12 protein-coding genes are annotated in these 14055 nt (G+C 46.9%); all 12 read right to left on the bottom strand.

Annotation, left to right across the window (positions count from 1 at the left end):
• Positions 1 to 100: 100 nt before the first annotated feature.
• The 12 genes from ftsY to cydB all read right to left on the bottom strand — a co-directional run bounded on the left by ftsY (position 101) and on the right by cydB (position 14052).
• Positions 101 to 940 carry a signal recognition particle-docking protein FtsY gene (gene ftsY / locus Q8K48_05645; GenBank protein MDP1851883.1) on the bottom strand — a complete coding sequence of 280 codons (840 nt, stop codon included), beginning with the start codon at positions 938 to 940 and terminating at the stop codon, positions 101 to 103.
• An 11-nt stretch (positions 941 to 951) separates the two neighbouring features.
• Positions 952 to 4488 (bottom strand): chromosome segregation protein SMC, encoded by a 3537-nt coding sequence (gene smc, locus Q8K48_05640; protein ID MDP1851882.1) that lies wholly within the window; start codon positions 4486 to 4488, stop codon positions 952 to 954.
• Positions 4489 to 4534: 46 nt separating this feature from the next.
• A complete protein-coding gene (gene rnc / locus Q8K48_05635; GenBank protein ID MDP1851881.1) occupies positions 4535 to 5206 on the bottom strand; it encodes a ribonuclease III in 672 nt (223 codons plus the stop codon).
• 10 nt (positions 5207 to 5216) lie between these two features.
• Positions 5217 to 5390: a 50S ribosomal protein L32 gene (gene rpmF, locus Q8K48_05630; protein MDP1851880.1), complete on the bottom strand. Its 174-nt coding sequence runs from the start codon at positions 5388 to 5390 to the stop codon at positions 5217 to 5219.
• A gap of 61 nt (positions 5391 to 5451) precedes the next feature.
• Complete coding sequence (locus Q8K48_05625) at positions 5452 to 5964, bottom strand: YceD family protein (protein ID MDP1851879.1); 513 nt, start codon at positions 5962 to 5964, stop codon at positions 5452 to 5454.
• Positions 5965 to 6032: 68 nt separating this feature from the next.
• Positions 6033 to 6515, bottom strand: a complete 483-nt coding sequence (locus tag Q8K48_05620; GenBank protein ID MDP1851878.1) for a hypothetical protein — start codon at positions 6513 to 6515, stop codon at positions 6033 to 6035.
• A 3-nt stretch (positions 6516 to 6518) separates the two neighbouring features.
• Entirely contained in the window at positions 6519 to 6998 is a 480-nt protein-coding gene (coaD, locus tag Q8K48_05615; protein ID MDP1851877.1) for a pantetheine-phosphate adenylyltransferase, read from the bottom strand.
• Between the two features lie 39 nt (positions 6999 to 7037).
• Positions 7038 to 7607: a 16S rRNA (guanine(966)-N(2))-methyltransferase RsmD gene (rsmD, locus tag Q8K48_05610; GenBank protein ID MDP1851876.1), complete on the bottom strand. Its 570-nt coding sequence runs from the start codon at positions 7605 to 7607 to the stop codon at positions 7038 to 7040.
• A 3-nt stretch (positions 7608 to 7610) separates the two neighbouring features.
• Complete coding sequence (gene recG, locus Q8K48_05605) at positions 7611 to 9782, bottom strand: ATP-dependent DNA helicase RecG (GenBank protein MDP1851875.1); 2172 nt, start codon at positions 9780 to 9782, stop codon at positions 7611 to 7613.
• A gap of 18 nt (positions 9783 to 9800) precedes the next feature.
• The gene (gene cydC, locus Q8K48_05600; GenBank protein MDP1851874.1) at positions 9801 to 11381 is read right to left on the bottom strand and encodes a thiol reductant ABC exporter subunit CydC; all 1581 of its coding nucleotides are present in this window, start codon (positions 11379 to 11381) and stop codon (positions 9801 to 9803) included.
• Positions 11378 to 12997: an ABC transporter transmembrane domain-containing protein gene (locus tag Q8K48_05595; GenBank protein MDP1851873.1), complete on the bottom strand. Its 1620-nt coding sequence runs from the start codon at positions 12995 to 12997 to the stop codon at positions 11378 to 11380. The genes cydC and Q8K48_05595 overlap by 4 nt, the downstream gene beginning before the upstream one ends.
• Positions 12994 to 14052, bottom strand: coding sequence for a cytochrome d ubiquinol oxidase subunit II (cydB, locus tag Q8K48_05590; GenBank protein ID MDP1851872.1), 1059 nt, complete (start codon positions 14050 to 14052; stop codon positions 12994 to 12996). Before cydB ends, Q8K48_05595 begins: the two co-directional genes overlap by 4 nt.
• Positions 14053 to 14055: the final 3 nt, after the last annotated feature.

Genomic DNA, 14055 nt, shown 5'->3' with positions numbered 1-14055 from the left:
TCGCCTTTGAGATGGAGTAAAGATGCCTTCAATGAGTTACAAGACAGGCTCGAAAACGTTTCAGGCGCGTTGCAAAAAGCTCATTTGTGTTACATCTACGTTACGCAAGTAGCCCCAGTATGTATGCCTCTGAGTCAAAGGGAGCGAAATCGCTCTCAGTCTCACCGGTTCCAATCCATTTAATAGGTATATCAAGCTCACTCTCAATGGCTAGAGCAATCCCGCCACGTGCGCTTCCATCTATCTTTGTAAGAATTATTCCAGTGACCTCTACCGCAGACGAGAAAACCCTTGCTTGTGCCAATCCATTTTGGCCGGTAGTCGCATCGATTGTTAATAAGACTTCATTCACCGGCGATACTTTTTCAACAACCCTCTTTACCTTCTCTAACTCATCCATAAGATCACTCTTGTTGTGCAACCGTCCTGCGGTATCTATGACTAAATAATCGACCGCCTCCTGCTTAGCTTTTTTTACTCCATCGAAGGCTACGGAGGCTGGATCCCCGCTAGTCTTACCTGAAATAACCTCTACGCCTATGCGTTCACCCCACGTCTGCAACTGTTCAACTGCAGCAGCGCGAAAAGTATCTCCGGCTGCAACAATCACGGAGGAACCGGATTTCTTAATATGCGCGGCCAATTTCGCCACCGAAGTGGTTTTACCTGTTCCGTTTACTCCAACTATCATGATTACCGTCGCACCTTCTGGATTGATGAGGGGCAATCGAGATTTGGTACACAAATGTGCAGTCAGAGTTTCGATTAACGCCTCTTGAGCATTCTCACTCTTCACTTTCCGTGCAGTTTCCAGAAGTTTGTGTGTGAGAGAGGGGCCAATATCTGAAGCTAACAGCTCACTCTCGAGCTCTTTCCAGTCTGCAGGCGCAAAATAATTTTCTCCCTTGACTTTGGCAATGAACTTACTAAACAGACCCATTTAAAAAGTTTCTATACAGTGTTAGATTCACGCAACCGTTGCGAGATCACTTCAGTTACACCGTCACCACGCATTGTGACACCGTAGAGTGCGTCAGCAATCTCCATAGTGCGCTTTTGGTGAGTAATAATAATTAGCTGAGAGCTTGCACGTAACTCTTCAAGAACTCCCAGTAAACGTCCAAGGTTGACGTCATCCAAAGCCGCCTCAACTTCATCGAGAACATAAAAAGGGCTTGGTCGTGCTTTAAATATTGCAATAAGCATGGCTACAGCTGTCAGTGATTTTTCTCCACCGGAGAGAAGCGAAAGTCGTTTAATCCGCTTTCCTGGTGGACGCGCTTCGACATCAACTCCACTTGTCAGAGGATTATCCGGATCAACTAAAATTAACCTTCCATCTCCTCCAGGAAATAACCGTGCAAAGATATCTTCAAAGTGACGGGCTGTGTCTTCAAAAGCCTCTATGAAAATACTCTGAACGCGATCATCAACCTCTTTAATGATGTCAAGAAGATCCTTTTTAGTGCTTTTCAAATCTTCCAATTGATCAGCTAAGAACTTTAGGCGCTCCTCAAGAGAGGAAAACTCTTCCAGAGCCAAAGGGTTTATCTTCCCCAACAAATTGAGAGAACGCTCTGCCGATGCTAAGCGTTTTTCCTGCTGTTCGCGGCGATAGGGAATTAACTCAGTTGTGACGATCTCTCCCGCCTCGTTTTCAAAGAAGGTGGGTACATCATTGTGTGGACCATACTCGGTAACAAGAACTTCAGTATCGATAGCGAACTCTTCAGCAGTTCTATTTTCAAGTGACTCAATTCTCATTCGTTGCTCGGCCCGTGCAATCTCATCGCGATGAACACTGGAAGTAAGAGCTTCAAGTTCAGAAGCAAGTTCACGTGCTCGAGTTCGTACTGAGAGAGTTTCTCCCTCTCGGAGAACACGTGATTCCTCTAATCGAGCCCGTTCAACTGCCGCCTTAGATAGTGATCGCTCAATATGAATGAGTACCTCGTAAGCCGACTCAGCAATAGCTGCAGAAATCACAGCCGCTCTGGCGCGAGCACTGCGGCGAATGAGCGCGCGCTCTGATGCCTCCCGCTCGCTACGTGCCGATTCTTCTAACGCCAGCGCACGAGCAGAGAGTGATGAAACGCGTTCTTCAGTTGTACGTACTGCAAGTCGGGCCTCAACTTCCCGAGTTCGCGCTATGGATACTGCATTGCGCAAATCCTCGGTCAAAGTGTGGTCAGGTTCGGCGACAACGCCCTGCTGCGCAAGCTGATTCTGAGCAATGGCTAGCTCGCCTTCATCGCGCGATTTAGCTAGGCCGGCCTCGTTGATAGATTCATTGAGTCGCTCAACTTCAGCCAGTGCCGATTTCATGTTTTGGCCAGAGACTGCAAGTTGCTCTGTAAGTGAGTTAATCCGAGCATCAGATTCATTGAGTCGTGACAAGGCAAGGTCATATTCGCTTTGGCGCGTGGCAATTTCAGAATTCTGAGCGGAAATTTCAAACTTTAAACGATCGCAGGTATGAGTGATCTCAATACATGTGACTTCTAACGCTGAAATCAGAGCATTAATTTCGATTAGTGAGGAAGAAGATTTAGATCCCCCCCTTGCTCGCAATCGGGTAATAACATCGCCATCGCGCGTAACCACGGTGACATCTGGATTAGCGCCAAGGATGACTTCAGCTGAACGGGCGCTCTCGGCAACAACAATATTTGCTAGTAGAGAGTCGATGAGTGTGCCAATCGACTGAGAGCGCACATGTGATGCCAGAGAAACTAAGCCTGGAGGAATCCGCGAATCACTGTGTGAGCCTTCTTCATATACCAAAACATCGGCCTGGCCTAGATTTTCGCTGCGCAAAGTCGTTAAAGCGGTTACCGCTGAGGCTAAGTCTTTAACAACGAGCGCATCGGCGAGTGTGCCAAGAGCGGCGGCAGTAGCAGACTCCCAGCCTGAGTCAATTTCAATAAGGCTAGCAATCGAACCTAGAATATGAACACCATGTGAATCACCAAGAAGTGCTGATGCCCCATCACGATTTTGAGAAGTTAACTTCATCGCTTCAATTTTAGATTCAATCGCATTTCGTTCACGATCTGCTAGACGCTCTGCCTCTATCAGCTCATGTAATTTTGCTTTAGCCGAACTTAGAGCAGCATTGGTGTTTTCAAACTGTGAATCTAAGCCCTTTTCGCCAGAATCGGCATTACCAATTTCAAGTTCATATATTGAGTATTCACGTTGCGCCGCATTAACGCGCTCCTGCGCTTCATTTCGCGAGCGGGTCAGACGTGCAATCTCTTCAGAAATAGCTTCTAATCGCGCCTGAAGGGATTTGATATGACCCTCTTGTCGGGCTGTACCTTCACGCGCATCTGCGATTGCACGCATTGCCGCTGCGATTTTATTCTCGTCCAATTTCAACGCTTGCTCACTACGTCCTAATTCCAAAGTTGCTTCAGCCAGTGCTTTTTGGAATTCGCTCACACTTTCGCGTAATTCGCGTTCTTCGTTTCGTAACATCGCAGCATCTTTGTCAATCGCATCTGGATCGCGCCCAGATGCGCGCGCCTCCTCTGCCTCTTCATTGAGGAATCGTGAACGTTCCTGCGCAAGTGATTGCGTTCCGCGAAATTTTTCGCGTAGAGAGTTTAATTGGTAATAGGTTTCTTGGGCTTGAACAAGTTGTGGCCCCTCAATTGCGGACTGAATATCAAGGGCGTTTTCGCGAGAGCGAATGGTTTCAACTTCGCTTTCGACTTCAGCGCGCTTCTCTCGCAACGCTGTCTCATCGGCAACTTCAGCATCCAATGTTTTAGAGAGAGAGATGAAATCATCAGCTAAAAGACGTAGCTTTGCATCGCGCAAGTCGGCCTGGATCGTTGCTGCTTTCTTTGCTACCTCTGCCTGTTTCCCGAGTGGTCTAAGTTGACGACGAAGTTCGACGGTCAAATCTTGAACACGGGCGAGGTTTGCCTGCATAGAATCCAATTTGCGTAGCGCTTTTTCTTTACGTTTGCGGTGCTTTAGAACACCTGCCGCCTCTTCAATAAATCCGCGTCGCTCATCAGGTGTTGCCATCAAAATTGCATCAAGTTGACCCTGGCCAACGACTACGTGCATCTCTCTGCCAATGCCTGAATCACTCAATAACTCTTGAATATCGAGCAATCGTGTAGCCTCACCATTTATTTGATACTCGCTATGTCCATTCCGGAAAAGTATGCGCGAGATAGTTACCTCAATGAACTCGATTGGAAGTGCACCATCAGTGTTATCTATTGTGAGAGATACTTCTGCTCTACCAAGGGGTGCTCTTCCGCTTGTGCCAGCAAAGATGACATCCTCCATCTTTCCACCACGCAGAGATTTTGCACCTTGCTCTCCCATTACCCACGTAAGTGCATCAACAACGTTACTTTTACCTGAACCATTAGGGCCTACAACGCATGTGATTCCCGGTTCTAACCGCAAAGTGGTAGCCGAAGCAAAGGACTTAAATCCCTTGAGGGTGATGCTCTTCAAATACACGCGGTAAACCTATCGCGTAAATGCAGCGTTTTTAACGCAATTTCGACTAGACAGGCTCGTTTCTTAATGCTTCATAGGCAATGCGAGCAGCAATCTGTTCGGCTTCACGTTTGCTCTTACCAACTCCTTCGCCAACACTAGCGCCTTCAACCATGGCAACCGCGGTGAAATTCTTATCGTGGTCCGGTCCATCTTCGCTCACGACATACTCAGGTACGCCCCGGTTAAGTGCAGCCACCAACTCTTGCAGTGCGGTTTTGCCATCTAACCCTGCTCCACGAGAAACAGCTAAATCTAAAGTTGGAGAAATTAATCTACGAACAATCTGTGTGCAGATCTCAAAGCCAAACTGGAGATAAATAGCACCAATAACCGCCTCGAGAGCATCGGCAAGAAGTGAATTCTTATCCCGCCCACCCGTTACCTCTTCGCCTTTGCCAAGACGAATATATTTTCCTAAATCTAATTCACGGGCGATATCTGCCAGAGCGCGCATATTTACCACTCCTGATCGCAGTGGAGAGAGTCGACTTTCATCAAACTCTGGAAAACGTTTGTAGAGTTCTTCAGTTACGATTAAACCTAAAACTGAATCACCTAAAAACTCTAAGCGCTCATTGGTATCTTTACTTGCCGACTCATATGCAAATGAACGATGAGTAAAAGCTAACTCGAGCAGTGAGGGTTCAATGACAACCCCCAACACCTCATTGAGCAACTGGCTCAGATCAGACCTCTAATACCTGGCGACGGTTATATGTGCCGCATGTTGGGCAGGCCGTGTGCTGAAGCTTTGGGGCTTGGCATTGTGGGCAGGCTGCTAGTGATGCCGCAGTTGTCTTCCACTGGCTTCGGCGTGAGCGCGTCTTAGAACGCGAAGTCTTCCGCTTTGGTACTGGCACTTTTCAAACCTCTTCTTCCTGCGCAACGGTGGTTGCAAGGCGTAAGTATCCCTTAAAAACTCTAATTCTTGAAATCGGGCTCATCTAAGGACAGGGCTGCCAACCCTGCCCATCTAGCGTCCAGCTGCTCATGAGCGTGGGTTGCAGGCAGTTCCGACCATTTACCCCCGCATTCTGGGCACAGGCCCTCACAATCGTCACTACACAAGGGCGTACTTGGCAAAGCAAGCACAATGAGATCGCGGATAGGGCTCTCCAGATCAATGACATCACCCTCCATTACCAGTTCATCCTCAATCTCTAGTTCATCTTCAGTTGCTAGGTATTTCTTACGCTCAAGCTTTTTTTCATAGAGATAGAGCTCCTGGATTCGTTTTTCAATAATAATCTCGACCGGATCTAAACACCGCCCGCACTCACCTTTAGCCGTAGCAAAAATTTGCGCGCTGAGTAATACACCCTCTGTAACTGATTCAAGACGTGCATCCACTTCAATCACATCGCCGGCCGGAACCGCAATAAGTTCTACTCCAACTCTTTCTGGAATTTCGATATCGAGTTCATACTCTTTCATCTCGCCTGCTCTGCGAGGAAGCTCATAGGTATTTAGCTTATAAACCTCAGGTAATTTTCTCACCAAAATTAATCAGCGTCTGAGAGTTGTGAGAGTGCATCTTTATCGCCAGCGCCAGCTAAGCGCTCTCGCCCACGAGATACGGCATCTTGCGTCTTATTTAAGATTACTTCAAGTGTTGCAAGGCGGCCATCAATAAATTCCTCGACTTCTGCTTTTTCCTGTATCCCTTGTTCTCGTGCATCAACAAGAATTTTGCGTGCTTCATCGCGTGCTATTTGAACAATGGACGTCTGTTCAACCATACGCGCAACGTCCTCACGTGCCATAGAGATCATCGCCTCTGCGCTCAAACGACCCTCTTCTATGATTGAATCACGCATCGAAATTACCCTCTGAGCCGACTCAAAATCCTTGGGAAGTGCAGCACGAGCCTCATCGAGAAGTTCAAGCATTTCTCCACGGTGAATAACGCAACTCGCAGAGAGCGGAACTCCACGTGCCTCTTCTACCAAAGTGATTGCAGAAGCTAATTTCTCTATTGAATCCATCGACTATTTCCTGTCTACTCGAAGTTTAATCGCATCATTGACATTTGGAGGGATCATCATTGATACATCTCCTCCGTAATGTGCCAACTCTTTTACGATTGAAGATGATAGGAATGAATACGCTGGTGCTGTGGCCATAAGCATCGTCTCAACGCCGGAGGCTTGGAGATTTAATTGCGCCATTTGAAGTTCGTAATCAAAGTCAGTAACTGCTCGAAGTCCTTTTACGATAGTAGTTATCGATTTACTTTTGCAGTAGTCCACCAATAAACCACTCCATGAATCAACGATCACATTGGGTAGATCTGAAACCGTTTCACGGATCATGTCAATGCGCTCAGCAACCGTAAAAAGACTTGACTTAGTTCGATTTTCTAGAACCGCAACTACAACTTGGTCAAAATGCATGCTCGCGCGTTTGATAATATCTAGGTGCCCATATGTAATAGGGTCAAAGGATCCAGGGCACACTGCACGCTTCATGGTTCAAACGCTAGCAAGAGATGGCGCAGTTATCCATTCTTAAGGCGCGTAATTACCGTAGTAAATCGTCGCTGCGCCATACTTCCTCTGCCTGAGCGGAGTAAAACCGACAGGCCAGCTAAATTTTGATCCTCTCGTGGTGCGCTCTACTGCAACCATTGCATCGCTCTTGAGGAAACCCTCAATGTGCAATTTGCTAACTATATCTGCTACTTCACTATCGTCGAAATCAAATGGTGGGTCTATATAGACGAAGTGATATTTTACTTTGGCACCTTCACTCACAAAGCGCTGAGCCGACATTGAATAGAGGTGAAAATCTCCAGCTGGTTTATTCCTCTGAACTAGTTCATAATTATTTTGAATAGTTTTTTGCGCATCAAACTCGCGCTCAACAACATGCACAGTTGACGCACCACGTGAAAGAGCTTCGAGAGCAATCGCACCTGATCCGCCAAATAAATCCAATATGTGAAGACCAAGAAAATCTCCAAACTCAGATGCCAAGGATGAAAAAAGCGCTTCGCGTGCACGGTCAGATGTTGGGCGAGTTGATCCAGCAACTGATCCCAATGTTCGACCCTTTGCAACACCAGCGATGATTCTCAATGTTCAACCCTTATCTAAATAATCTGTAGCGGCATTCTTTGCCACCAGCGCTACTTCTGCCTTCAGTCCAGGATAACCAGATAAATCCGCAGAAGCAGCAATTATGCCAACTGCGTCGGCGCGTGCGCTTTCAATTAACTCCTCATCGCGAAGTACTCGAAGTAATCTTAAGTGCGACTGAGTACCTGATTGACTGGCACCGAGCACGTCACCTTCTCGACGCTGCTCTAAATCTATGCGCGATAATTCAAAGCCATCAAGGGTCGCAGCCACGGCATCGAGTCGTACTCGTGCTGCAGATTCACTGGAGGTATTTGTTACTAACAAGCATAAACCAGGTGACGTGCCGCGTCCCACACGACCACGCAATTGATGTAACTGCGAAATGCCAAAGCGATCGGCATCCATAATTACCATGACCGTGGCATTGGCAACATCGACTCCCACTTCAATGACGGTCGTTGAAACTAGGACATCTATCTCACCTGCAGCAAATGCCCGCATCGTTGCATCTTTAACTTCGCTGCTCTGACGACCATGTAGCTCGGCTACTCTCACAGCTTTTAACGCCCCATTCGCAAGGCGCGGTGCGAGCTCGGTAACTGAAGCGATATCAATGGATTCCTGCCCGAAGAGAAAATCAATATCTGCGCTCTCATCATTACCAGCCTCAATGCGTGGTGCTACTACGTACGCTTGATGGCCATTTGCTACTTCTTCGCAGATTCGCTCCCACGCTCGCTCAAGAAAGGCCGGTTTTTCCGCAGCCGGAATCACATACGTTGTAATGGGCTGACGTCCAAGAGGCAGTTCGCGCAAAGTTGAGATATCTAGGTCACCAAATACGGTCATTGCAACGGTGCGAGGAATCGGCGTCGCAGTCATAACTAATAAATGCGGCGGCTTCTGCGCCTTTACTTTTAACGCATCACGCTGTTCAACACCGAATCTATGTTGCTCATCGACAACGATTAGACCTAAATCGGCAAACTCAATTTTCTCTCCAAGAAGAGCGTGGGTTCCGATAATAATTCCTGCCGCACCTGTTGCAGCCAGTGAAATCGCCTCCTTGCGTGCTGGAGTGTTTTGCGAACCAGTGATGAGAGTAATTCGTGTTGCTTTGTCGGCACTTCCTAACGTTCCACCAAGTGCTAGTCCTCCTAAGAGTTTTTCGAAGGTGCGCAGGTGTTGTGCCGCCAAAACTTCAGTTGGCGCAAGTAATGCCGACTGCCCCCCGCTATCAACAACAGCCAACATTGCGCGGAGTGCAACTACGGTCTTACCAGAACCAACTTCTCCCTGTAAAAGTCGGTGCATGGGATGCGATTGTGATAAATCATCTTCAATCTCTTTTATTACGGCACGTTGACCTGCAGTAAGGCCAAAGGGCAGCTCGGCATCAAAGGCTTCCAGAAGCCCACCCTTGGTTGCTTTACGCGAAATTGTGTTGAGCTTCTTTAACTCATTGCGACGCATTACCAACATAAGTTGAAGCACAAAAGCCTCATCAAATGTCAAGCGCGCCCGCGCTGCATCGGCGTGATCTAAATCCACTGGTGTATGAAGTTGAACAAGGGCCTGTTGCAGGGTTGGATAATTGTGCGCTTTTCTAATTTCTTCGGGCAAGTAATCTTCCACCTCATCCAAAGATGCAATTGCCATGTCTACACACTGTGAAATCTTCCATGACGGCATTTTTGCGGTTGCTGGATAGACCGGCAAATATTTTCCTGCAAAACTTTCAACAGCGTTATCAACATTGGCACCATCGGCGATCATCTGATAATCAGGATGAGCCAACTGCTTTCGCTTATTGAAAACTCCAACTTTTCCTGCAAATAGACCTTGCCTGCCAACCTTTAACTCTCTCTCACGCCAGGCTTGATTAAAGAATGTGAGCGCTAGTTTTTCGCGACCATCAGTGACGATCACCTCCAAAATACTCCCCTTCCGTCCGCGAATCGGACGGTTAACTGAGCTATGCACTTGCGCGAGAATTGTTACCTCATCACCTTCATGCAGCTCGGCAATATCGGAGAGCTCTCCGCGAACCATGTATCGACGTGGATAATGGCGCATGAGATCGCCAACGCTCTTTATTCCAAATGCATCAGCCAATACTTTTGCAGTGCGATCTCCTACTACGCTTGATAGATTGTTATCGAGATTGCCCACATGTGCATTCTCTCGCGTCTAGCAAGCCTTTTGCATCTCTTTACGCGCCATTACCAGTGTTTTATCGCTGCTTGGCCACCCACTGTGGGTGATAACAATTGCTATCTTGCCTGCAAGGTGCTCGGTAATTCCTTTTTCAATGCGTAGTGCTAGCTCCTCATCGAGATGCTCGGTGGGTTCATCAAAGATATATACGTCGGCTTGAGCAAGTAAGACTCTCGCAACTGATAAGCGCTTGGCCTCACCTCCAGAGATAGTGCGTCCAAAATCTCCAATTACCGTATTAAGTCCCTGTGGGAGTTCATTAAGGAGTTGATCTAACTCAAGAAGAGTTAGCACATTAATTAACTCTTCGTCAGTTGCGCTTTGGTTAGCAATCATTAAATTCTCTCGCAACGATGTATTAAAGATATGTGAGCGCTGAACCGTCCCAACTACCCGGCCACCCAAATCACTAAAATTTTTCACGTCTTGCCCATCGAAAGTTAACTCGCCTTTGTAAGGCAAGAGCCCGAGTAAACCCATTACGAGTGTCGATTTTCCACTCCCGCTTCGACCACGAATAACTAATAGTTCGCCTTTGTTAACTTCAAACGAAGTTGGATTCATAAAGTCTTGATCCCACGCAACTGTAATATTCTTTGCAGAGATTTGTGTGATAGCAGAGTCTAATTCTGCTCCACTCTTTTCATCACTTGGAAAACTCATCAAAGTATCTACGGAGTGTTGTGACATGAGAAGTTTTCCGGCATTAAAGAGATTGGGGTACCACGCTGTGATCGCTTCAAAAATAACTAGTGGAATAAAGATAAGCATCGTTACCTGAACATCTGGCACTTCCTGCGATTGAGTAAGTGTCATTGCCAGCCACGGAAAGCCAACAACACACAATGCAATAAGCGAATTGGTAAGCGCTGAGAATCTCCAACTCTGCCCTAGCAGCTGCTCTTCCATCACTTTAATCTCTATCTCTACCTCGTTTGTGCGTTTAACATTTTCATCTAAGTATCCATAAATTGCCGCCTCAGTGACACCTTGGATCGAGCCTTCGAGAAGTTGGGTATATGCATTTTCACCCTTCTCGATACTTCGGGCGAGTGGTTCGCTTCCTCGTTTAATCAACTCTGGGAAAAGCGCCAATAGAAGTGCGCAAGATGGCAGTGTAAATACAATACTTTCAGGGCGGACCCAAAAAGCTAACAGAGCTCCAAATGCCAGTGAAATAACGGCCGATGATTGTGGCAGTTTTATCCTAAGTTGATACTCCTGCGCGCGCTCTACATCATCGACAATACTTTTAACGGCAGTGCCGCTATTAAAAACGTGTGCCACGACAATCGAACTCTGGCTCAGCTTCTTATAAATTCCGACACGCAAAGCAGTTAATCGACTAAAGACCGCCTTATGACTTACTAATCGCTCGCTATATCGTGCAGCCGATCGAAAGATTCCGAAGAAACGGACTAAGACAATCGCCACGCTTAATGTCAATATCGGTGGCTGCATGGATGCCATCGTGATTAACCATGCACTCGATATGGTAAGGCCGATTCCGCCAATGAATGCAAATGCGCCAAGTAAGTATGCGATAAACATCATCGGATGAGCGCCTTGGAAAAAGTAGCAACTAAATCTCCGTCTCTGAGCACGCCTCGATCATGTGTAATGCAGATCACGATTGCACCACCACTTGCATAATCTCGTAACGCTTTCATTACTGATTCGCCACTTGCCTGATCTAAATCGGCCGTTGGCTCATCGGCGATTAATACACGAGGTTTGGCGGCGATTGCCCGCGCTAGAGCAATCTTTCGTATTTGTCCTCCCGATGCCGCACTTCCAACTTCACCCGAAGCACCAATTGCAGTAGCTAAACCTTCTGGTAAATCGCTTAGCGCTAATCCACAGCGTCCAAGAATCTGGGTGATTTCATCACTACTTAACCCCTCATCAACGATTGTGAATTGATGGCCAACGTCCCCATGTGCAAGCTGAGGATTCTGTGGAATCCAGCCAATACTTTTGAACCAGGATTTTCGCCGCTCGGCTGTAACTTCGACTCCATCGGCCATCAAATTCGCCTGGTTACTAACACCTAGGAGATTCAAGGCAAAGGTGCTCTTACCTATTCCAGATTCACCAACAATAAAAAATATATCCCCAGAATGTAGAACCTCACCACGTATCGAGGTATCGATTCGTCCAGGAATGTTGAGTGACCAGTCGCTCCATTCAAGCGTAGAAACTCGAGAAAAATCATGTGGTTTTTCTATTACCGAAACAGTGCGCTGCGATTGAATATGTGTGAGTTGGGCAAATGCCTCACTGCCATCGGCTGAAGCGTGAAAAAGTGAGGCCGCATTGCGAAGTGGAAAATAGACTTCCGGTGCCAAAATTAGAACTGCCAAAGATGAAGTAAATCCAATCGTGCCATCAACTAAACGCAATCCAATAGAAACGGCAATAAGGGCTACTGAGATTGTTGCGCAGAGTTCGAGGGCTAGGGCAGATAGAAATGAGATTCGTAGAACTTTCATGGTTTCATCCGTATATTCATCCCCCATCTCTTCAATTCTCTGCGGCTGGCTCTTAAGACGAGAAAAAATCTTTAATGTCACAAAGCCACGTAGTGAGTCTTCGAAGTATTGAGACAACGAGCCTAGGGTCTGCCATTTTTTGGCAACTGAATCTGCCGTATAACGGCCTATGAGAGCGCCAAAGAGAGGGATTAAAGGCAGAGTCAGGATCGCTATCAGACCTGAGAGGGGGTCAAGAATTAAGAGCGTAACTATCACAACTGCAGGAGTGATTGAGGCGAAAAAGAGTTGAGGTAGAAATCGACCAAGATACATATCCAGGGAGTTAAGACCCTTGATAAGAAGCGTGCTTAAAGTTGAGCTCGAAAGATTTGAAAATGCACCAAGACTCGATGTGATCTCACTTCGGATCTCTTGCTTAATACGTACGGCTTGGAGACTGCACCAAAATTCAAAGCGGGCTTGAAAGAGCGCTCTAAAAAACCAAATGCATGACAAATAAATGAGAAGAGTTGAAATGCCCTCGGATTTTTTAATGATACCAACGATAATCGAGGATAAAACAAGGGCGCTTAAAACAATAACCGTCGACCAAATTATGGCAGCCGCGATTGAGACAAAGAAAAGCCTGCGGCTACCACTCCGAGAAAGCAGTAGCCGCAGATCACCTGATTTCACTTATGCAGGATATGGCTTACTACATCAAGAACGCCATGTTCTGGGTTAGAGATTTGCGCGGCGCTCACGCGCTTACGAAATACCCAGTAAGTCCAGCCCTGGTAGATAAGGACAATCGGTGTCATAACAACGGCGACATAGGTCATTACCTTTAAGGTGTAATCCGTGCTTGATGCATTCGTGATGGTGAGATCAAATTGTGCTCCCAATGATGAGGGCATCACGCGTGGATATAGTGCATAAAAGAGGGTCGAAACAAAGGTTGCAATAGCAACTGAGTTGAATATAAATGCCCAGCCCTCGCGACCAACAAAGTTTGCCGCCATTCCTGCGACCCAAAGGAGAGCTACAAGCACTGAAAGAATCAGAACTCGTGAGTTAATCTCAGGGAACAAGAGATTGGTCCAAGTCAAGAAGCCAACACACGAAACTGCGGCAAGTAACCCAGTGATTTTGGCAATGGCACGTGAGCGCTCTCGAATCTCACCAGTGGTCTTCAATGAAAGGAAGACTGCGCCATGAGTTAAGAAAACGGTAAGAGTGACAACTCCGCCAAGAAGTGCGAAGGGGTTGAGTAAGTTAAAGAAACCGCCAACATATTCAAGGGATCCATTGGAAGCTTTTTCTATTGGAACTCCCTTAACTATATTGGCGAATGCAACACCCCAGAGAAGGGCTGGAATTGCGCTACTAACCATGATTGCGATATCCCATCGTTGTCTCCACTGTGCTTTGCCGTACTTTGAGCGATACTCAAAAGCAACACCACGAACAATGAGTGAGACGAGAATCAAGAAGAGCGGAAAGTAGAAACCACTAAAGAGAGTCGCATACCATTCAGGAAAAGCTGCAAATGTTGCGCCTCCTGCAACTAGTAGCCATACCTCATTGCCATCCCAGACCGGTCCGAGCGTTGTCAGAACTGCACGTCGATCTGCCTCGTTACGAGATACAAAGCGATGAAGCATTCCAACACCGAAATCAAAGCCCTCAAGAATAAAATACCCGACCCATAGAACTGCAATGAGTAGGAACCACACCGTTTGAAATGTCATGTT

It is taken from the genome of Candidatus Planktophila sp. (assembly GCA_030681675.1).
Classification (GTDB): domain Bacteria; phylum Actinomycetota; class Actinomycetes; order Nanopelagicales; family Nanopelagicaceae; genus Planktophila.
The sequence above is the reverse complement of the archived record's forward strand: the minus strand, read 5'-3'. Positions and strand labels throughout refer to the sequence as shown.

Excerpts from the sequence above, each read along its gene's own strand:
- ftsY (MDP1851883.1), bottom strand. The coding sequence starts at position 940 with ATGGGTCTGTTTAGTAAGTTCATTGCCAAAGTCAAGGGAGAAAATTAT.
- Q8K48_05625 (MDP1851879.1), bottom strand. The coding sequence starts at position 5,964 with ATGAAAGAGTATGAACTCGATATCGAAATTCCAGAAAGAGTTGGAGTA.
- Q8K48_05620 (MDP1851878.1), bottom strand. The coding sequence starts at position 6,515 with ATGGATTCAATAGAGAAATTAGCTTCTGCAATCACTTTGGTAGAAGAG.
- coaD (MDP1851877.1), bottom strand. The coding sequence starts at position 6,998 with ATGAAGCGTGCAGTGTGCCCTGGATCCTTTGACCCTATTACATATGGG.
- cydC (MDP1851874.1), bottom strand. The coding sequence starts at position 11,381 with ATGATGTTTATCGCATACTTACTTGGCGCATTTGCATTCATTGGCGGA.
- cydB (MDP1851872.1), bottom strand. The coding sequence starts at position 14,052 with ATGACATTTCAAACGGTGTGGTTCCTACTCATTGCAGTTCTATGGGTC.